This is a genomic window from Streptomyces atratus (genome assembly GCF_040655115.1).
Lineage (GTDB): Bacteria > Actinomycetota > Actinomycetes > Streptomycetales > Streptomycetaceae > Streptomyces > Streptomyces atratus_D.
Genome location: NZ_JBFAJH010000004.1, coordinates 26,767 through 45,790, shown reverse-complemented (window position 1 = coordinate 45,790; position 19,024 = coordinate 26,767). Strand labels below are relative to the sequence as shown.

Here is a 19,024-nt window from a genome sequence, read left to right as displayed (position 1 = left end):
CCCAAGGTCGTCGAGGACACCATTGTCGAGCTGGTCCTCGATCTCTCCGACCGGCACGATGTGCACGCGGTCACCCAGGGTGACCGCGCTCCCGGCCCGTTCCGTTCCACTGCCGGTGGCGGCCGGCGGTGGGAGAGCAACCGGACGCCGATCGGGATCGATTGCCGTCCTACCGCCGCCCCGCACGCCGGGACACCGGATCGGACAGTCCGCCGGGATCAGACCGCCGGGGCCGGGTAGGTCGGGTACTCCACCCCGGAGACGTGCTGGACGACGCGGATGACCTGGCAGGAATAGCCGAACTCGTTGTCGTACCAGAGGTAGAGGATCGCGTTGTCGCCGTCGACCTTGGTGGCGCCGGCGTCGACGATCGAGGCGTGGCGCGAGCCGATGAAGTCGCTCGAGACCGCGTCGGGGGCGCTGGTGAAGTCGATCTGGCGCTTGAGCGGCGAGGTCAGCGACACGTTGCGGAGGTAGTCGAGGACCTCCTCGCGGGTGGCCTCGCGCCCGAGCCGCAGGCTGAGGATCGCGATCGAGACGTCCGGTACCGGGACTCGGATCGAGCTGCCGGTGATCGGAGCCTTGAGGTCGGGCAGCGCCTTGGCGACAGCGGAGGCGGCACCGGTCTCGGTGATGACCATGTTGAGCGGCGCGGAGCGGCCGCGGCGGTCGGAGCTGTGGTAATTGTCCAGCAGGTTCTGGTCGTTGGTGAACGAGTGGACGGTCTCCACGTGACCGCGCAGCACGCCGTACTCGTCGGCCATCGCCTTCAGCGGCGGGACGATCGCGTTGGTGGTGCAGGAGGCGCAGGACAGGATCTGCTCGTCCGGCTTGATCGTGTCGTGGTTGACGCCGTGGACGATGTTGGGGACGTCGCCCTTGCCCGGCGCGGTCAGCACCACCTTGTCGATGCCGGGGCGCAGGTGCTTCGAGAGGCCCTCGCGGTCGCGCCACTTGCCGGTGTTGTCGATGAGGATGGCGCCCTTGATGCCGTACGCCGTGTAGTCGACCTCGGTCGGGTCGCCGGCGTAGATCACCTTGATCTCGTTGCCGTTGGCGACGATCGTGCTGTTCGCCTCGTCGACGGTGATCGTGCCCTGGAACTGGCCGTGGATGGAGTCACGGCGCAGCAGCGAGGCGCGCTTGACGAGATCCTCGTCGGCCCGGCCGCCGCCCCCGCGGACGACGATGGCGCGCAGCCGCAGTCCGTTGCCGGAGCCGGCCTTCTCGATCAGCAGGCGGGCGACGAGGCGGCCGATGCGGCCGAACCCGTAAAGGACGACGTCGCGCGGCTCGCGGCGCTCGATCTTGTTGGCATCCGTGGCGCCGGCGACGGCCCCGGCGGTGAACTCCTCCACCGAGAGACCGCGGTCGTCGGTCTTGTACGTCGCGGCGAGCATGCCGATGTCGATCTGGGAAGGGCCGAGATCGAGCGCGGCGAGAGCCTGCAGGAACGGCAGCGTCTCGGTGACCGAGAGTTCCTCACCGGCGATCTGGCGGGCGAATCGGTGGGTCTTGAGAATGCTGACCACCGACTTGTTCACCAAGGAGCGGCTGTGAAGCAGGACGGTGACGTCCCGCTCCCGGTGCAGCTTCCCGATGATCGGGATCATCGACTCCGCGATCCTCTCGCGGTTCTTCCAGCTGGTGAACGAGTCCTCGTTGACAGTCACAGATTTATCTTTCGAGCTAGGCGGCGCTCATATGGTAACCGCCCGCCACTTCGATCATTCACACGGTGCCACCTGAGCGGGCTGCCGTGGCCGAGCCCCATGGCCACACCGGGACAGAGAAGGGGCCGCTGCGCGGGGTAGAGGTGCTCGACAGGCGGGGATCCGGCCCGGCCCACCCCCTGCGCGCTCCTCGTCGACCTCGGCGCCGATGTCATCCGCACCGACCGGCTCCGCGGACCTCAGCGGTGCAGGGTTCGCACGATCCAGGGAAGGGACCACGCGTCCTCGATCCCGCGCCAGGAACACCCCGCGACCGTCCGTCGCGCTCTCGCAGCACAACGGCGCGCCAAGAAAAGCCGGCAGGGAAGTGGCCCGCCCGGTCGACGTGCGAAGGACTCCCGGGCGGGCTCCGTCGTCCACGCTGCCCTGATCGTGCCCGCCCGCGCTGCCGACGGGCCGGTGCCTGAGCCGAACGAGTACGCAGAAAGCAGCCGTCAGCCGCTGAGCGTGCGCCCGTGGGCGTCGGTGGCCGCGGGCCGAACGCCCACGGGCGCATCGAGATCAGCGACGGAGCCGACGGGCCGGACGCGAGAGGGATGTCGAGGCGGGTCACCGGCCGCGGGCGGGTGACCCGCAGCTGTTGTCCAGGCCGCGGGCCGGGCCGCGGACTTCTCGTGGAAGCCGCGGACGTCCACGCCGGCCACGGGATTCGCGCCCCGGCGCGCGTGAGCAGTTGCCCTCACGCTCGAGTCGCGGCGGCAATGATCGTGTTCTCCAGCGCGCCCATGCGGCAACGTACACCGCTGGCTCGTGGGTGACCGAGTGGCGCCGGGCCGACTCCCGTCAGCCGGGGGTGAGCACCGCTGCGCCGTTCACGCGGTCCGCGGCCAGGTCGGCCAGTGCTTGATCAGCCCGGTCCAGGGGATAGCGGCTGACGGTGACCTGGATACCGATGCGTTCGGCGAGTTCGAGAAATTCGCGGCCGTCCTCGCGGGTGTTGGAGGTGACGCTCCGCAGGTTCCGCTCCTGGAAGAGATGCCGCTGGTAGTTCAGCGCGGGAATGTCGGAGAGGTGGATACCGGCGATCGCCAGGGTGCCCGACCGGTCCAGTGCCTCCAGAGCCACTGGTACCAGATCACCCACCGGAGCGAACAGGATCGCCGAGTCCAGCGGCTCGGGTGGACTGTCGTAGGCTCCGCCGGCCGATGAGACTCCCAGGGACAGGGCGAGTTCACGCGCCTGCGCGGAACGCGTCATCACATGGACCGTCGCGCCGTCGGCCAGAGCCACCTGAGCGGCCAGATGGGCCGACGCGCCGAAACCGTAGATGCCGAGCCTGCCCCCCTTCGGCAACGCACTGCGGCGCAGCGACCGGTAACCGATGATTCCCGCGCACAGGAGAGGGGCGAGCAGAGCCGCGTCCTGGGACTCGGGGAGTCGGTAGGCGAACGCCTCGGGAACAAGGACCAGGTCGGCGAAGCCGCCGTCCGAATCCCACCCCGTGTACGTGGACCGGGGGCACAGGTTCTCCCGGCCGGAGCGGCAGTAGCGGCAGGACCCGCAGGTACGGCGCAACCAGGCGCCGCCGACCCGGTCACCCACACGGAACACGCCGACCGCCTCGCCGACCGCTGCCACGCGGCCGACGATCTCGTGCCCGGGAATGGCCGACGGACGGTGGGGGGTGAGGTCCCCCTCGGCGAGATGCAGGTCCGTGCGGCAGACACCGCAGGCCTCCACCCGCAGCAGGAGTTCATCCGGGGCGGGCGCGCTCACCCGGCGCTGTGTCCGTACGAGGGGACCGGTACCGATCGGTCCGGGTGTCCCGACGGCCCAGCCGCTGAGCATCTCTGAGTGGGGGAGCCCCATACCCCAAGCCTGCGGCCGTGGGGTGGGTCCGGCAAACCGGCCGGTCTTCCCGCGGGACGAGGGCGATCTCCGCGGCCGGACCCCCTCGACGGCGATTTCGGCGGAACCGATGCCCCACGAGGACCCTGCTTGGGTCAGGCGGGTTCCACTGGACCGCCGCTGACGGTCGCGGCGGGACCACAGCATGGACAGCAATGCGGAAAGCCGGTCGTCAGGCGGGTTCCAGGGTGTGCTCCCGTTCGGCGGGGAGCCTTGCCCACATCGCTACTGATTCCGTTTGCGCTTCGGGCACCCCGTTTGCGCTTCGGGCACCCCGGCAGATCGGGGCGCATGCTGCGTCGGGGGAGTGGATGGCCCGCCAGGTCCTTGCCGGGGGACCATCCGGCCCATGCGCGCCGAGCTCCTGCCGAGTCAGCCTGACAGTGCCCCGTACTGGACCTGACAGGAAGAAGGGCGATGTCATGAAGGCACTCGTCTTCCAGGGCCCCAGCCGGACCGCGTGGCGGGATGTACCGGATCCTGGCATCAAGGACGCCGCGGACGCGATCGTCGGCGTCGACACGGTCACGATCTGCGGCACCGACCTGCACATCGTCGAGGGCGATGTGCCCGAGGTGGTTCCGGGCCGTGTGCTCGGGCACGAAGCGGTGGGCACCGTGGTCGAGACCGGCGGCGATGTCCGCACGGTGCGGCCCGGTGACCGCGTGCTGATCTCGTGCATCTCCGCCTGCGGGCGGTGCCGGTTCTGCCGCGGCGGACAGTACGGTCAGTGCCGCGGGGGCGGCGGCTGGGTGCTGGGCCACACGATCGATGGCACCCAGGCCGAATATGTGCGGGTGCCGTTCGCCGACCTGTCCGTACATCCGTTGCCCGGCGCCGTCGACAGTTACGACGCGGTCCTGTTGGCTGACATCTTCCCGACCTCGTACGAGGTCGGGGTGCTGAACGGCAACGTGCGGCCCGGCGACACGGTTGTCGTGGTCGGTGCGGGGCCGATCGGTCTGGCGGCCGTCACCACCGCGCGTCTGTTCAGCCCCGGCCGCGTCATCGCGGTGGATCTCGCGGAGTCCCGGCTGGCTGCCGCACGCGCACTCGGTGCGGACGCGACCGTCAGCGCGAGCGAGGAACCCGAGCGCCTCGTCGAGGACCTCACCGATGGACTCGGTGCCGATGTCGTCATGGAGGCCGTCGGCATACCGGAGACATTCGAGATGTGCACCCGGATGGTCCGCCCCGGCGGCCGGGTCGCGAACATCGGGGTTCACGGAAAGCCCGCCGTCCTGCACCTCGAAGACCTTTGGATCAAGGACGTCACGATCACCACCGGGCTGGTGGACACCCACTCGACGCCCATGCTGCTGGACATGATGGCCGCAGGGCGTCTCCCGTCGGCTTCGCTGATCACCCACCGTTTCGAGCTGGGCCAGATGGAGGAGGCGTACGACATTTTCTCCCGCGCCGCCGAAACCGGTGCCCTCAAGGTGGCACTGGGCGGCCCGCAGCACAACGCTGTCTCCGTCTCCGACCTGCCGTGACCCGAAGGACGTTGAGGACCATGAGCGAAGGCACGCCTTCATCTTCATCCGCTTCCACCCAGTCCCCGACGGCCCGCAGCGACCTCGGGCGGCGCGTGACAGCGCGCCGTCAGGAACTCGGTCTCACCCGCGAGGAAGTGGCCGAACGCTGCGGCGCCGCTCCTTCGTACATCGCCTACATAGAGGATCGGGCCGCTGCACCGGCCGTCAGCGTTCTCGTGCGCCTCGCGGACGCGTTGGAGACGACCGTTGCCGAGCTGACCGGTATGACGGTGGAACGTCCGCCCGGCATGGCAGCGGCACGGCCGGGCGCCGAACTCATCGCGCTGAGTGAATCCGAGTGTTTTCGACTGCTTGCGACGCACGGTGTGGGCAGGATCGCGCTCGTCACGGCGGACGGGCCGGTCATCTTTCCGGTCAACTACGTGCTGGCGGGCAAGGAGATCGCGTTCCGCACCACCAGCGATGGACTGCTCGCCGCGTCCGCGGGGACCGAGGTGGCCTTCGAGGCCGATCACATCGACGACGCGATGAGCCAGGGCTGGAGTGTGCTGGTGGTGGGTGATGCGTCAGGCGTCATGGCTGCCCAGGCCATCCAGCGACTGGACAGTGCTGCCCGTTCCCTTCCCTGGGCGGGTGGCCCCCGCACCCACTGGATGGTGGTCACCCCCACCCGTATCACCGGGCGTCGCGTGGTGCAGAGGTGAGAAGGCTTCCTGCCGCCGCGGGCACGCCGGTCGTTCCGCAAATGGTGTGCTGTGGGTGGGAGTTCGAGCACGAACCCCCGTGTCGCGCGGTATACGTCTGAGCTTCGGACGTACGCGTTCCCGACCGTGCAGCGAGCCTTCTCGGGCCTCGATGACGTCCTGTGCGGCGGTTGTCAGTGAGGGGTGCGTGGCGTAACGCGTCGAAAGGAGCCGAAGGGACAGGGCGCCTGTGCTTCTGACCACGTCAGTCTCGGTAGGTGTCGGGCACGACGGCGACCGGGCACGGCGCGTAGTGCAGCACCGCATGGTTGACCGTACCCAGTCGATGCCAGTGCTTTCCGCCTCCCCGTCGGGCACCTACGACCAGCATGTCCGCTCCTGAGGCCGCTTCGATCAATGCCTGGTGGGCCGGCCCCTGCACCACCGATCGGGTGATCACCGGACCGGAACCGGTCCGGTCCAGTACCGCCAGGACGTCTTCGAGATGTTCCTCCGCGTCTCGGTGGTGGGAGGCAGCGGGTGAACCCGAGAGGAGCGGATGGTCCATGGCCTCGTTGACGGGACAGCGCCAGGCACGTACGGCGGTCAGTTCACCATGACGTGAGACCGCCTGGTCGAACGCGAAGCGGGCGGCCGCCGAAGGGCCCTGGGCGTCGCCGATTCCGACGACGACGCGACCGGATGTGGACTGAACGGCGGACGCCGCCTTCGGAATCACCACGACCGGGCCGTGTGACCGGCCGGCGACGGCGAGGCTGACGGAGCCCAGGAGCATCTCGGCGATCCTGCCCCGGCCGCGGGAGCCGAGAACGATCATGGCTGCCCCGTGACTCTCCTGGACGAGCGCGTTCACCGGATCGTCAGGCTGTACGACGGCCACCACCTCCACCTCGGCATCGAGTCGCTGTACCCGTTCCTGAGCGGAGGCGACGAGATGTTCGGCGAGGATCTGCTCGGCAGGACGGCCGGTGTCGAAGCTGGGCCGTATGCCTTCGTAGTGCTCCCACAGAGATCCGTGCACGATGCGAAGGGGGAGCCGCATCCGTGCCGCTTCGGCCGCTGCCCAGTCCAGAGCTCGCAGACTGCCCATCGATCCGTCCAGGCCGACGACTACGGGGAGCCGCATCACGCCCACCACCCGTCTTCTCGTTCCCTCCGCGCCCATCGGCGCCCGGTCGGTCCGGGAGGGTTCTACGGTTCGATCGTCAGAACCTCTGCCAGGGGGCGGCGTGGTGTGCTCGGCCCTGTCGGCCCGTATCCCATGCGGATGATCATCTGTGCGTGTCCCGTGCCGAAGACGGGATCGCGCAGGATCCACCGCAGGTCCGGCCATTCGAGGGGCTGCGTCGCAAACGAGGTGGACACCTCGTTCAGCGTGGCGGTGAGCAGAACACGTTCCAGGGCCTGACCGGCACGCAACCAGTCCACGGGACGGTCGCCCGAGGTGCTGAGAACGGCCAGCTGCGGGTGCTTCTCGAACAGGACGCGTGCGCGGCCCGCCACGACAGCGGTACCCGCGAAGTCGCGGACCGTTGCCCTTCCGGACGCGTCGCAGGGGCCGAAAGCGTAGTCCGGGATCCCGTCGACGGGTGCCTCGGTCTTCGTGTCCCGGGTCCAGTAGTGCTGCTCCGCCTCCCGTCCAGGATCCCCTCGGTCGTACGCCTCGGCGTCCCGGATCAGTTCCAGCACGGTCTCCAGGTGCGTCGGGGTCAAGATCGAGAATTCCGCCCCTTCGGCACGCGCCGCTTCGGCGAAGAGTGTGCGGACGTCCTCGGGTACCGCCCGGGCCTCGAACGGGTACCGGCTGGTGTGCCGGTCCCGGATCGCTCGGTGGAGACCGACGAGCGCGGCATCCTCGGGTTTCTGAGGGGTGTCCTTCATGTGGACGCTCGCCAGCAGCGCCGGATCCGAGGGGACGGGCAGCAGTGCGGTTTCCGTGGCGAGGCCCCCGTGGGCCGCGGACACTCGCAGGTTCAGAAGGGCCGCGCCGCATCCCACGTGCAGTCCACGGGTGGAGGGGTCGGCCTCCGGCATGGCACGGTCGAAATCCGCCCGAAGAACAAGAACGTGACTGGAACGTCCGTAGTGGAACTGCCAGGGCTGGGCGTTGTGCATGGACGGAGCTGCGGTGGCATCGGAGACGAGGCCGGCCAGCGTCAGGTCGTCGAGCGTCTGCGCGAGCATCGGGAGCCTCCTGGAAGCGGGTATCGGTCGGAGCGTCTTCAGGATGGTGTGTGTGTCCTCCCTGTGGATATGGGCCATTCGTCCCTCGGTGGGGCCGGACGGGCTCCTCGTCGGGGCCTTTGCGAACGCGTCGGCCACAAGGCGTCCGTACCAGGACGTGTTCCCCCGCGTGCGCTCCACCGGGTGCCTTGCGGCGTTCGGCCGTTACCGTGGACGTGTGGCCCGTGACGCGCGGGCCATGGCGGAGGCACCGTGGGCGACAAGGGCACTGACCGCAACGGCGAGGAACACCGTCGGCTGGGCACACTCCCCGGCGATCTCCAGGAACGCCTCGATCTGTCGAAGCGTGGCCCCGCCGAGGCGGCGCTGCTGCTGGACGCCGTCATGTCTGTGGGAAGGGGGCTCGATCTGCCGCAGGTGTTGCGCCAGATCGTCGAAGCCGCGGTCGTCGTGGTCGACGCCGAGTACGGGGCACTCGGAGTGCTCGGCGAGGGAACCCGCCTCGCGCAGTTCCTGCCCGTGGGCATCACGGACGAACAGAAGAAAGCCATCGGCTCGCTGCCCGAGGGGCACGGCATCCTGGGCGAGCTGATCCGCCACCCGGTGCCCCTGAGGCTCAAGGAACTCTCCGACCACCGGTCGTCCCACGGGTTCCCGCCGAACCATCCCCCCATGCACTCGTTTCTGGGGGTGCCCATCCGGGTCCGCGACGAGGTGTTCGGCAACCTGTACCTGACCGAGAAACGGGGCGGCCGCGCCTTCGACGCCGAGGACGAGACGGTGCTCTCCACCCTCGCTGTGGCAGCCGGGGTCGCCATCGAGAACGCGCGCCTGTACTCGGAGACGCGTGACCGGCAGCGTTGGCAGGAGGCCAACAGCGAGATCGTCGAGGGTCTGCTGAGCGGGTTGGACGAGGAGTACGTCCTGCAGAGGATCGTCGATCACGCCTCGCGTATCCTCTCCGCCGACCTGGGTGTTCTGGCGCTTCCCGAGGGTGAGGGTGCCCTGCGGGTGGTGATCGCCTCGGGTGTGGACGCCGACACGCACCGCGGACTGGTCCTGCCCCGCGTGGGTTCGTTCGTCGGCACAGCTCTCGACGCGCGCGAGCCGATCACCAGCCCTGATGTCGAGTGCGATCCGAGGATCACCGTTGGTCCCCGGCGATGGGCCGGGCTCGGTCCGGCCGTCGCGGTGCCGATGAAGACGGGGGGACGGGTCCTGGGGGTGCTTCTGCTGGCCCGTGTACGGGAGCGTCCCACATTCACCGCGTGGGAGACCGCGCCCCTGCTGACGTTCGCCGGGCAGGCTGCGCTGGCGATGGAACTCACCGAACGGCGCGAGTCCGCCGAGCAGATCGCCCTGTTGGAGGACCGCGACCGGATCGCCCGGGACCTGCACGACCTCGCCATTCAGCGGCTGTTCGCCACCGGCATGACCCTGCAGAGCGCGGTGCGGTTCGTGGACCATCCGCAGGCCAGTGAACGGCTGCTGCGCGCCGTGGACGATCTCGACGAGACCATCAAGATAATCCGCTCCACCATTTTCGGCCTCCGCGCACGTGAATCGGGCCGTGCCGAGCAAGGCCTGCGCGTCCGCACGCTGACCGCGGTGGAGCAGGCCGCACGTGCCCTGGGCTTCCAGCCATCTCTTCGCATGGGAGGACTCATCGACACAGATGTGCCGACTGAGACCGCGGACCAGGTGATCGCGGTCCTCGGCGAAGCGCTCAGCAACGTCGCGCGCCATGCCAGGGCGACCTCGGTGGACGTCTCGATGGTGGTCGGTGAAGGGGCACTGACGTTGGTCGTGTCCGACAACGGAGTGGGCATGCCGGACCACGACGGCGCACACAGCGGGCTGGACAACCTGGCGCAGCGCGCCAAGCACCTCGGCGGTGACATGACGGTCGAGCCGTCGGCGGAGGGTGGCACCCGGGTGAGGTGGCGCGTGCCTCTGCGCCTGTCGTGATCCGTGGACCGCGCAGCGGGCCGCAGCATCGGCGTGAGCGGCTTCCAGGGCACGCGTCGGAAGTCCCGACGTCCGCCCGAAGGGCGGACCCGGCGGCGTCCGGTGCGTGCGATCGCAAGGCGGAGGGTCGTCCTCGTACCGGACGCACGTGGACGAGCCCGACAACGCGGCGAGCGTGCGTGCCAGGCGTCGCGGGGCAGGCGGGACTTCCGACAGACACCCTAGTACTCCCGACCGCTCGCCGAGGACGGCGAGGAAGGTGCCGGTCGGTGCGCGGCGATCACGGCTGCCTGAATGCGACGCTCCACGCCGAGCTTCGCCAGGAGGCGGGAGATGTGGTTCTTGACCGTTTTCTCGGACAGATAGAGGCGTTTGCCGATCTGACTATTGGTCAGTCCTTCACCGATCAGAGCAAGAACGTCCTTCTCCCGGGGAGACAGTGCGGAGAGCGCGTCCTCGTCCTCGGCTTCGACGCCGGACTTCTTTCCGCGCAGGCTGTTCATCAGCCGTGCGGTGGTCGCCGGATCGAGGGTCGAGCGCCCGGAAGCCAGCGTGCGGACGGCTGTGACGAGGTCGGATCCCTTGATCTCCTTGAGCACGTAGCCTGCTGCGCCCGCCATGATGGCGTCGAGCAGCGCCTCGTCGTCATCGAACGAGGTGAGCATCAGACAGGCCAGTTCCGGCATTCGTGAACGCAGCTCACGACAGACGCTGATCCCGTCGCCGTCCGGGAGCCGCACATCGAGGATCGCGACATCCGGGCGCAGCGCAGGCCCACGGGCCAGCGCATGATCGGCCGTACCGGCATCGCCGACGACCTCGATGTCGGGTTCCGCATCGAGCAGATCCTGCACCCCGCGCCTGACCACCTCGTGGTCGTCGAGCAGGAACACCCGGATCGGATTCTGTGCGGAGAACGCGGCTTCGCCGCTCATGGCGCCCACCTCGCTTTTGCGGGGCTCTGCGACCAGCCCCGTATTCATCGTGGCCCGCAGACCGATGGTGCACCAGAGCCGATCGGCCCCTGAACCACCCGGGCCGTTCAGTCCTCGGAGATGTCGGCCCTGGGACCGTAGAGCTGCAGCAACCGCGTCCGCGTTCCGTACAACCGCTCCGCCACCGTCTCGGCCACGTACTTGTACACCGCCCGGCCCAGCACCGCATCGGCCGCGCACAGCGCGCGGACGGTCGCGGCGTCGAACTCCAGGGCCTGACCCGCGTGGACCACGTGCGCGCCCAGATGCCACACGTGCGGGGAGAAGAGCCAGGACCAGCCCAGCAGGTCGTCCTGGCCCAGGGTCTCGATGACCGCCGGGCGGCGGCCGGGCACATGGAGGTCGACCTCGACCTGGCCGGAGCGGATGATCCAGAAACGGTCGGCCCGCCTGCCTTCCTCGAAGACGCGTGAGTCGAGGACCAGCGGCACTTCGTGGGCAGCCGTGTCGAGAAGGCGCTGACGGCTCTCGGGCGGGAGCGCGTCGAGCAGACTCCGCGTCGACATGGTTTCCTCCGTCCCTGGCGGGCAATGGCGGCTCCGCACGTGACAGCCCGGCCAGGTGCCCGACCGTCCGGTGTGAACGATAGGCGGGGCTCTGCGGGGAGGCTCGGCCATCGAGCACCCCCCGGGGGCCGTCGTGCCCGAACCTGCTGAACGGCAACAGCCCGTTGACCGGCATTCCACGTGATTTTCACGGTGATCCGCCCAGCGACCCGCCCGCTTGGGCCGTACGGGGGGTGTTCCGGGACCGATCGGCCCATGGACCCGGATCTCCCGCGCAGGATTGCGGAGGACGCACCCGGGCACATACCCGAATGAGCGCCAGGAGGTGGTGGCAGTGAGCCGCATCAGAATCGTCCGTCGCCCACCGCCTCCCTCGGGGCCTCCGCCCCTCGACCTGCGTACTCCGTCCGGGCGGCCTCTGCCCTACTGAGAACCACGACGCGCCCGTGTCCTGGAACCGTGATGCCATGAAGGGAAACCCTGGCGAAGGGACCACCCGTTCATGGCAGCCGTACCGTCTCTTGCCCCGTGCCTGCGCTCCGTGCGGGCCGTGGTCTTCGACACCGACGGAGTGATCACCGACTCCGCCCGGAGCCATGCCGCAGCCTGGAAGGAGGCATTCGACGCCTGTCTGTCGGAGCGGGAGGGACAGCAGCCCTTCGATCCGGTCGACGACTATCTCCACCACGTCGACGGCCGTTCACGGCGGGACGGTGCGGCGGCCTTCCTCGCGTCGAGAGGGCTGGACCTTCCCGAAGGCAGCCCGGACGACCCGCCCGGCACCGCGACGGTATGTGCGGTCGCCGCACGCAAGGACGAGCTGTTCACGGAAACTCTGCGCACCCGCCGGGTCGATGTGTGGCCCGGCACGGTTCGTCTCCTTCACGCGCTGCGCAGCGAGCGGATGGCCTGTGCCGCCGTGTCCGCCTCCCGCCACGCGACGGAACTGCTGTCGCGCGCCGGTCTCATCGGGCAGTTCGGGGCCGTGGTCGACGGAAATGAGGCACGGCGGCTGGGGCTCGCGGGGAAACCGGATCCCGCGCTCTTCGTTGAGGCGGCGCGGCGCCTCGGGGTTCCCGTTTCGGACACCGCTGTGGTGGAGGACTCCCTGGCCGGTGTCGAGGCCGGCCGCCGCGGCGGATTCGGACTTGTGGTCGGTGTGGACCGGACAGGCGGTCCCGGCGAGGCCGCGGACCTGCGACGTCGTGGCGCCGACATCGTGGTGTCCGATCCCGGTGAACTACTGATCGGCGCGGACGACTGATGGCGGGGGTCTGGGAGTGGTTGTACGAGGGGTACGAGCCGGAGGAAGAGCGGCTGCGCGAGGCGCTGTGCACGCTCGGCAACGGGTACTTCGCCACCCGTGGAGCCGCATCCGAGACCACCACAAGCAGGTCCCACTACCCGGGCACCTACATGGCGGGTTGCTACGACCGGCTGACCTCATCGGTCCGGGGCCGGCAGGTGGTGAACGCCGATCTGGTCAACCTGCCGAACTGGCTGCCGCTGCGCTACCGCATCCGTCCTGTCGGCACAGGCCCCGGACCGTGGCTGTCACCGGACCACGAACACCTCGCGGAACACCGGCAGACGCTCGACCTGCGCCGCGGCACGCTGACCCGCCGGTCCGTCTACGAGGACGAGGCAGGCCGTCGCCTGTATGTCGAGCAGTGCCGTCTGGTGCACATGGGCAACCCGCATCTCGCCGCCCTGCACACGGCTTTCACCGCGGAGGGGTGGGAGGGGGCGATCGAGGTGGAGGCGGCGATCGACGGTGACATCCGGAACACCGGTGTCGTGCGGTACCGGAACCTGTCGAACCGCCATCTGACCGGCTGGTCGACCGGAACGGAACAGGACGATGTGGTGTGGCTGAGATGTCGCACCGTGGAGTCGGACATCGGCTTCGCGCTGGCGTCCCGCATCGTGGCCACGTCCGGCGGTCCCGGTCGGCAGACGGTCGAGTCCGGTCGGCGTCCTCGTCCCCGGCAGATCCCACGGAAGATCTTCCAGACAGTGGTGCTGCCGCTGGATCCGGAATGCGACGCCGTCGTGGACAAGACGGTGGCGCTGTACACCTCGCGTGACCCGGCGATCGGCAGTCCGCTGCGGGCTGCTGTGGTTGGTGTGCGGACGGCTCCGGAGTTCACAGAGCTGCTGGCCTCGCACCATCGGGCGTGGGCCGGCCTGTGGCAGCGGACACGAATCGAGGTCCCGGGCGAAGCGGGCAGGATTCTGCGATTTCACCTCTTCCACATTCTGCAGACGCTGTCCCCGCACACGGCAGAGCTCGATGTGGGCGTTCCGGCGAGAGGACTGCACGGGGAGGCCTACCGAGGCCATGTCTTCTGGGACGAGCTCTTCGTGCTGAGGTTCCTGAGTCTGCATTTCCCGGAGGTTTCCCGCGGACTTCTGGATTACCGCCACCGGAGGCTGCCCGCTGCCTGCCGCGCGGCACAGCAGGTGGGGCGGGCCGGGGCCATGTATCCCTGGCAGAGCGCCGAGGACGGCCGGGAGGAGACCCAGGAACTCCATCTCAACCCGCTGTCGGGGCGCTGGCTCCCCGATAATTCCCATCTGCAGCACCACGTCGGCTCGGCTGTTGCCTACAACGTGTGGCAGTACTGCCAGGCCACCGCGGACACCGGTTACCTGCATTCCAAGGGCGCGGAGATGCTGCTGCAGATCGCCCGGTTCTGGGCGGACAGCGCCGTATGGGACGCGCAGCTGTCCCGGTACCGCATCCGCGGTGTGGTCGGCCCCGACGAGTACCACGACGCCTATCCGGGAGCCGACACCGCAGGCATAGATGACAACGCGTACACGAACGTGACGGCGGCCTGGGTGCTGGCACGGGCCATGGAACTGTACCGCGACCTGCCCGAGCCCCGGCGCAGGATCCTTGCGGAGTGCATGCGGCTGGACCCTACGGAGCTGGAGCGTTGGGAGGACGTTTCCCGTCGGCTGCATGTGCCGTATCACCGTGGTGTCATCAGCCAGTTCGCCGGTTACGGAGAACTCGACGAACTCGACTGGGCCGCTTACCGCAAACGCTACGGCGACATCAGGCGGCTCGACCGCATCCTTGAGGCGGAGGGCGACACGGTCAACCGCTACCAGGCATCCAAACAGGCCGATGTGCTGATGCTCGGCTACCTGTTCTCACCCGGAGAACTCGGAGGCCTGTTCCAACGCCTCGGACATGTGCTGGACGACGACACCTGGCACGCCACCGTCGACTACTACCTCGCGCGTACGAGCCATGGTTCCACCCTCAGCTCCCTGGTTCATGCCTGGGTGCTGGCTCGGGTGCAACGCGAGGAGGCATGGGCATACTGCGAGGAGGCGCTGACCGGTGACGTGGCCGACATCCAGGGCGGCACCACGGCGGAAGGCATTCATCTCGGGGCGATGGCCGGCACCCTCGATTTCGTTCAGCGCGGGATGACCGGGCTGGAGACCCGTGACGACGCCCTCTGGCTCTCCCCGGCTCCGCTTCCCCAGCTCTCGAAATTCGGGGTACGCATCGGATTCCGTGGGCACGAGGTGGACCTGGGTATCCGGGCACAGCGGCTCCGGATCGCGGTACCGGACTCGCACCACCCAGCCATCCGGCTGGTCCTGGGCGGCCACATCCACATGATCGTCCCCGGCAGGGTGCGTTGGCTCGATCTGCCCTTGAGGCCGCTGCCTCGCCCGCAGTCACGCCCGCCGTCACAGGAAGGGCGTCAGGACTGAGGGCCCACCACCGGCGGCCCCCTTCCGGGCCGGAGCCGGGTGGGTGACAACGAATATTCCACGTTCGCGACGCCTTCCACGGCACGCACCGGCCGGGCCGCGACCGGAACAAGCGACGTGTCCTCGATGCAGCCGCCGAGCGTCACCACCGCGTCGGCCACGCCGATCCGCAGCCTCGGGAACCCCGGGCAGCAGCCCGACGACATCCCTGCGGACTTCCTCCGCGAAAACTGAAACAACGACCGTGCCACCCCGGGCAACGATGCGCTGCCCGTGACGTCCGCTCACCGGCGAGGAAACTGAGCAGAGCAGGGCGAGGGGGCGGGGACGACGGAGCCGTCTCGGCCGTCGCCACGCGGGAGGAGGACCGGGTCGTGCTCATCGCTTTGGAGCGTTCGTGCCGGGGTGGCCGGCCAACCCGCTGGTGAGACTCTCCCGGACTGATTCGGTCAGGGCTTCGAGCCGCGGGGAAGTGACCGGAACGGGCGGCTCCGGGTGATGGATGCGCCGCGCCGCCGACGGTAGTGCGGCGAGATCCGCTCCGAGGCGGGCGCGGGCGGCGGCCAGCGAGTCGGGCGGGCCGGTCCGGCGGCCTGCTCGCATCACCGTGTGCAGGAGCGGCGTCCCGCCCCGGGGCGGTTCCTCGTCGCGGAGGGCGATCACATCGGAGCACCCGGGGAGACGGAACACCTGTTTAGGTGCCGGCGCCGTGACTTTCGCGGACGACAGCTTCATCACCGGCTTCCCGTCGTACTGGACCAGCTTGTACGCGGCGTCCAGATAGGGAGCATCCGCAGCGACGCCCACGCGCGTACCGACGGCGAACACGTCGATCGGTGCCTTGCTGCTCACGAGATCGGCGATGGCGTATTCGTCCAGTCCGCCGCTGGCGATGATCCGGACGTTCGCCAGATCCGCTGCGTCGAGCAGGGCTCGCGACCGGCGGGCGAGCAGACCCAGGTCGCCGCTGTCGAGGCGGATCGAGCTTCCCGGGCCGCGGCGCAGGTCGGACAGGACGCGGGCGGCTGTCAGGACGCCGAGCTCGGTGTCGTAGGTGTCGACAAGGAAGGTGACGGGCCCCGGGTGGGTGCGCGCGAAAGCCCGGAAAGCGTCTTCTTCGCAGGCAAAGGATTCGATGTAGGAGTGCGCCATGGTCCCGGAGGCGGGAATGCCGAACCGGGTTGCCGCGGCCACGTTGCTGGTTCCTGCGAAGCCGACCAGTGCGCCGAGCCGGGCCGACTGCAGGCCGGCCTGGGGGCCGTGGCTGCGGCGCAGCGAGAAGTCGATCAGAGGCCGCCCGTGGGCCGCGAGCATGCACCGGGCCGCCTTGGAGGCGACAGCGGTCTGGTGGCACAGCTGCGTCAGCAGGTACGTCTCGACGAGCTGGGCCTGCGGCAGGGGAGCGGTGACCTCGAGCAGAGGCTCCCCGGCGAACACGATCCGCCCTTCGGGCACCGCCCGCACCTGCCCCTCGAACCGCAGGTCGAGGAGGTCGGCCAGGTCCTCCGGCGGGCGGTGCAGCGCGGCCGAGAAATCGCGGATGTCGGAGCGCTGGACACGGAAACGCGCGAGGTAGTCGAGAGCCGGCTCCAGTCCGGCGGCGACGAGGAAGCCCCGGCCCGGGGGGAGATCACGCACGAAGAGGCTGAAGGTGGCCGTGGCGTGCATGTCTTCCCGCAGGTACGACATCGCCATCGTCACCTCGTACAGGTCAGTGGTCGTCACCTCGGACACAGGTCGAGCCTGAGCGCGGACGTCGATGACGGCACTGGGCCTGTCGGGGCCCGGTTTGTTCCGAGTGGCCCTATTCGGTGAACGGTGCGGTGACACCAGGAGCGGGGGCATGGGCTGGTCGGTCCCTTCCCGATACGGCCCACTCGGCCCCTTGCGCCTGGCCTCCCCGGCACTCCTGAGCCGACACCCCGCGGTGTGATCGTGGAATCCGGACGCCGCCCGATGCCGTACGGATGCAGGGCTGCGCACCTCTGTGGAGGATGTCATGGCAGCGGGCTGCGTGTGCGCATCGGGGATCAGTCGGTACGTCTGCACGAGGGTGCGTGCTGGACGAGGGAGGTCGTCTCCCGGACGGGACTGAAGACGGACACCGAAGGGCGCCCCGAGGTGCCGGAAGTGGAGAGCACGATGTCAGGAAGGCAGACGGAGCGAAGGCACCGCCTCCTCCCCGATCTCGTGGACCGGTTCGGCGCCGACTTCCCCCGGTTCCCGGTCCGGCGGCCGGCCGTCGGTATTCACCCGACCCCGATCGCGGTGAGTGAGCGGGACGGGGTGAAGACTTCCGCGATCTCCCAAGGGTCCAGACCAGAGCTCATCTCCCAGGTGCCGAACCCACCGCTGCGCGCGGGTGCGGCGACGGCACAGGGCGGAGGCGTGACATGTTCCAGGCCGACTCGTCCGGACCCCGGTCCTTGTGGCCCCGGAAGCGGCACGGATTCCGCATACGACGGCCGTTCGAGCGCCGCACGAATCCGCTGCAGCGGGCTGCCGACCGTGTACGCAGCCGCTGGCTCGCCGCTTCCATGGTCTTCACGCTCGTGGCCGTGTTCTGCGGCGTTGTTGTCGGCATCAAGATCTGGGACGCCGACAGCGTAAGCGCGCAACAAGAGGCCCGACACCGCCACCAGGTGACGGCCACAACAGTCAGCAAGGCCGAAGACAGGCCCCCTGCCCGGTTTGCCGGGGCTTCGGAAGCAACGGCTCGGGCCGTCTGGCGGTATCCCGCCGCCACACCCCATACGGACACCATCGTGGTCTCCCCTCACACACCGGTGGGCCGGACGGTCACGCTGTGGGTGGATGACTCGGGCAGGATCTCGGCCGCCCCGCCTTCCCGTGGCGAACGCATCGTGCAGGCCGCCGCAGCCGGGGCCTGTGCCATGGGCGTGGTCGCCCTGTCCGCCGGAATGGTTGTCCGCCTCAGGCTCCGCCGCGTCGAGACGCGCAGCCTCGCCCGATGGGACGAGGAGTGGGAGCTCGTGGAGCCGCGCTGGTCCGGTCGGCTGCGCCGGGGCCCGGGGGCCGATGATGACTGACGCCTCCGCCGGCGCCAGGACCACCGCCTCTGCTTCGATACCGATCCCGGATCAGCTGGAGCCGCTTCCACTACTGCGCCGGGAACTCGGCACCGGCGCGCGCGGCCTCTCTGCGCGGGAGGCGGCGCTGCCGCCTTGCCGTGTACGGGCCGAACGAAGTGCGCCGCAAGGCGCGGAGCTCGCTGTGGCGTGAACTCGTCCGGCAATTGGTCCATCCGCTCGGCCTTCTCTGCTCCGGGCAGCGGCGGCCATGGCATTCGTCGCCGACATTGCCGTGCTCGGCTGGGCCGTCATAGCGGTGATCATCCTCAACGCCGGATTTGCCCTCCTGCAGGAACGGCAGGCAGAACAAGCGGTGGAGACACTGGCGCGCTACCTGCCCGAGCAGGCTCTGGTGATCCGCGACGACCGGCCGTCCGCTGTGGGGGCCGGGGAACTCGTACCGGGGGCCCTGGTCGTTCTCGAGGAGGGTGCCGAGGTCCCCGCCGACGCGCGGCTGACCGACGGAGGCATCGAGGTGGACCTCTCGATGGTCACGGGGGAGTCCACGCCCGCCGAGTGCGTTGCCGGCCCCGGACTCAGCGGCGCGCCACTGCTGCAGGAGCCCAACCTCGTCTTCACCGGGACCACATGCACCGAGGGTCAGGCCAAGGCGATGGTGTTCGCCACCGGCGACCACACGGAGCTGGGTCGCATTGCGGCACTGAGCCAGCGCGCACGCCGCGACCCGAGCCCGCTCGAACGCCGTGGCGGTGAGTGAGGTCGAAGGCGGCGAGCGGACCGTGCGGGAACACGGCAC

Annotated in this window: 17 protein-coding genes; 10 read left to right on the top strand and 7 right to left on the bottom strand. The window is 69.3% G+C overall.

Annotation, left to right across the window (positions count from 1 at the left end):
* Window positions 1–240: hypothetical protein (locus tag AB0I23_RS06995; protein WP_359108045.1), on the top strand; the 240-nt coding region annotated here is incomplete at its 5' end.
* Here AB0I23_RS06995 and AB0I23_RS06990 read toward each other — a convergent pair.
* Together AB0I23_RS06990 and AB0I23_RS06985 are read right to left on the bottom strand one after the other, a co-directional pair.
* Window positions 219–1,673 carry a glyceraldehyde-3-phosphate dehydrogenase gene (locus AB0I23_RS06990; protein ID WP_359107585.1) on the bottom strand — a complete coding sequence of 485 codons (1,455 nt, stop codon included), beginning with the start codon at window positions 1,671–1,673 and terminating at the stop codon, window positions 219–221. The two genes, AB0I23_RS06995 and AB0I23_RS06990, sit on opposite strands and share 22 nt — an antisense overlap.
* An 843-nt stretch (window positions 1,674–2,516) precedes the next feature.
* A complete protein-coding gene (locus AB0I23_RS06985) occupies window positions 2,517–3,542 on the bottom strand; it encodes a zinc-binding alcohol dehydrogenase family protein (RefSeq protein WP_436846887.1) in 1,026 nt (341 codons plus the stop codon).
* Between the two features lie 461 nt (window positions 3,543–4,003).
* On the opposite strand from AB0I23_RS06985, the gene AB0I23_RS06980 reads away from it, so the two are divergent.
* Together AB0I23_RS06980 and AB0I23_RS06975 are read left to right on the top strand one after the other, a co-directional pair.
* A complete protein-coding gene (locus AB0I23_RS06980) occupies window positions 4,004–5,077 on the top strand; it encodes a zinc-binding dehydrogenase (protein WP_359107584.1) in 1,074 nt (357 codons plus the stop codon).
* A gap of 20 nt (window positions 5,078–5,097) precedes the next feature.
* Complete coding sequence (locus tag AB0I23_RS06975; protein ID WP_359107582.1) at window positions 5,098–5,784, top strand: helix-turn-helix domain-containing protein; 687 nt, start codon at window positions 5,098–5,100, stop codon at window positions 5,782–5,784.
* 244 nt (window positions 5,785–6,028) lie between these two features.
* Here AB0I23_RS06975 and AB0I23_RS06970 read toward each other — a convergent pair whose 3' ends face one another.
* Together AB0I23_RS06970 and AB0I23_RS06965 are read right to left on the bottom strand one after the other, a co-directional pair.
* Window positions 6,029–6,910, bottom strand: coding sequence for a universal stress protein (locus tag AB0I23_RS06970; protein WP_359107580.1), 882 nt, complete (start codon window positions 6,908–6,910; stop codon window positions 6,029–6,031).
* Window positions 6,911–6,975: 65 nt separating this feature from the next.
* Window positions 6,976–7,968 carry an Acg family FMN-binding oxidoreductase gene (locus AB0I23_RS06965; protein WP_359107578.1) on the bottom strand — a complete coding sequence of 331 codons (993 nt, stop codon included), beginning with the start codon at window positions 7,966–7,968 and terminating at the stop codon, window positions 6,976–6,978.
* 252 nt (window positions 7,969–8,220) lie between these two features.
* Between AB0I23_RS06965 and AB0I23_RS06960 the strand changes: the two genes are divergently transcribed.
* Complete coding sequence (locus AB0I23_RS06960) at window positions 8,221–9,936, top strand: sensor histidine kinase (protein ID WP_359107576.1); 1,716 nt, start codon at window positions 8,221–8,223, stop codon at window positions 9,934–9,936.
* Window positions 9,937–10,157: 221 nt separating this feature from the next.
* On the opposite strand, the gene AB0I23_RS06955 is transcribed toward AB0I23_RS06960, so the two are convergent.
* Complete coding sequence (locus AB0I23_RS06955) at window positions 10,158–10,871, bottom strand: response regulator transcription factor (protein ID WP_359107574.1); 714 nt, start codon at window positions 10,869–10,871, stop codon at window positions 10,158–10,160.
* Between the two features lie 107 nt (window positions 10,872–10,978).
* On the bottom strand, window positions 10,979–11,437 hold the full coding sequence (locus AB0I23_RS06950) for a cyclic nucleotide-binding domain-containing protein (protein ID WP_359107572.1): 459 nt from the start codon (window positions 11,435–11,437) through the stop codon (window positions 10,979–10,981).
* Between the two features lie 502 nt (window positions 11,438–11,939).
* Here AB0I23_RS06950 and AB0I23_RS06945 point away from each other — a divergent pair.
* Genes AB0I23_RS06945 through AB0I23_RS06935 form a run of 3 tightly spaced genes read left to right on the top strand, consistent with a single transcriptional unit; the run spans window position 11,940 to window position 15,409 of the window.
* Window positions 11,940–12,701, top strand: coding sequence for an HAD family hydrolase (locus tag AB0I23_RS06945; protein WP_359107570.1), 762 nt, complete (start codon window positions 11,940–11,942; stop codon window positions 12,699–12,701).
* Window positions 12,701–15,175 (top strand): glycoside hydrolase family 65 protein, encoded by a 2,475-nt coding sequence (locus tag AB0I23_RS06940; protein ID WP_359107568.1) that lies wholly within the window; start codon window positions 12,701–12,703, stop codon window positions 15,173–15,175. Before AB0I23_RS06945 ends, AB0I23_RS06940 begins: the two co-directional genes overlap by 1 nt.
* 39 nt (window positions 15,176–15,214) lie before the next feature.
* On the top strand, window positions 15,215–15,409 hold the full coding sequence (locus AB0I23_RS06935) for a hypothetical protein (RefSeq protein WP_359107566.1): 195 nt from the start codon (window positions 15,215–15,217) through the stop codon (window positions 15,407–15,409).
* Between the two features lie 144 nt (window positions 15,410–15,553).
* Here the strand turns inward: AB0I23_RS06935 and AB0I23_RS06930 are convergent, their stop codons facing one another.
* The gene (locus AB0I23_RS06930) at window positions 15,554–16,909 is read right to left on the bottom strand and encodes a nicotinate phosphoribosyltransferase (RefSeq protein WP_359107564.1); all 1,356 of its coding nucleotides are present in this window, start codon (window positions 16,907–16,909) and stop codon (window positions 15,554–15,556) included.
* A gap of 659 nt (window positions 16,910–17,568) precedes the next feature.
* On the opposite strand from AB0I23_RS06930, the gene AB0I23_RS06925 reads away from it, so the two are divergent.
* The 3 genes from AB0I23_RS06925 (at window position 17,569) to AB0I23_RS06915 (ending at window position 18,985) form a co-directional block, all read left to right on the top strand.
* Complete coding sequence (locus tag AB0I23_RS06925; RefSeq protein WP_436846886.1) at window positions 17,569–18,225, top strand: Rv1733c family protein; 657 nt, start codon at window positions 17,569–17,571, stop codon at window positions 18,223–18,225.
* Between the two features lie 140 nt (window positions 18,226–18,365).
* On the top strand, window positions 18,366–18,521 hold the full coding sequence (locus tag AB0I23_RS06920; protein ID WP_359107560.1) for a cation-transporting P-type ATPase: 156 nt from the start codon (window positions 18,366–18,368) through the stop codon (window positions 18,519–18,521).
* Window positions 18,476–18,985, top strand: coding sequence for a hypothetical protein (locus AB0I23_RS06915; RefSeq protein ID WP_359107558.1), 510 nt, complete (start codon window positions 18,476–18,478; stop codon window positions 18,983–18,985). The genes AB0I23_RS06920 and AB0I23_RS06915 overlap by 46 nt, the downstream gene beginning before the upstream one ends.
* Window positions 18,986–19,024 lie beyond the last annotated feature (39 nt).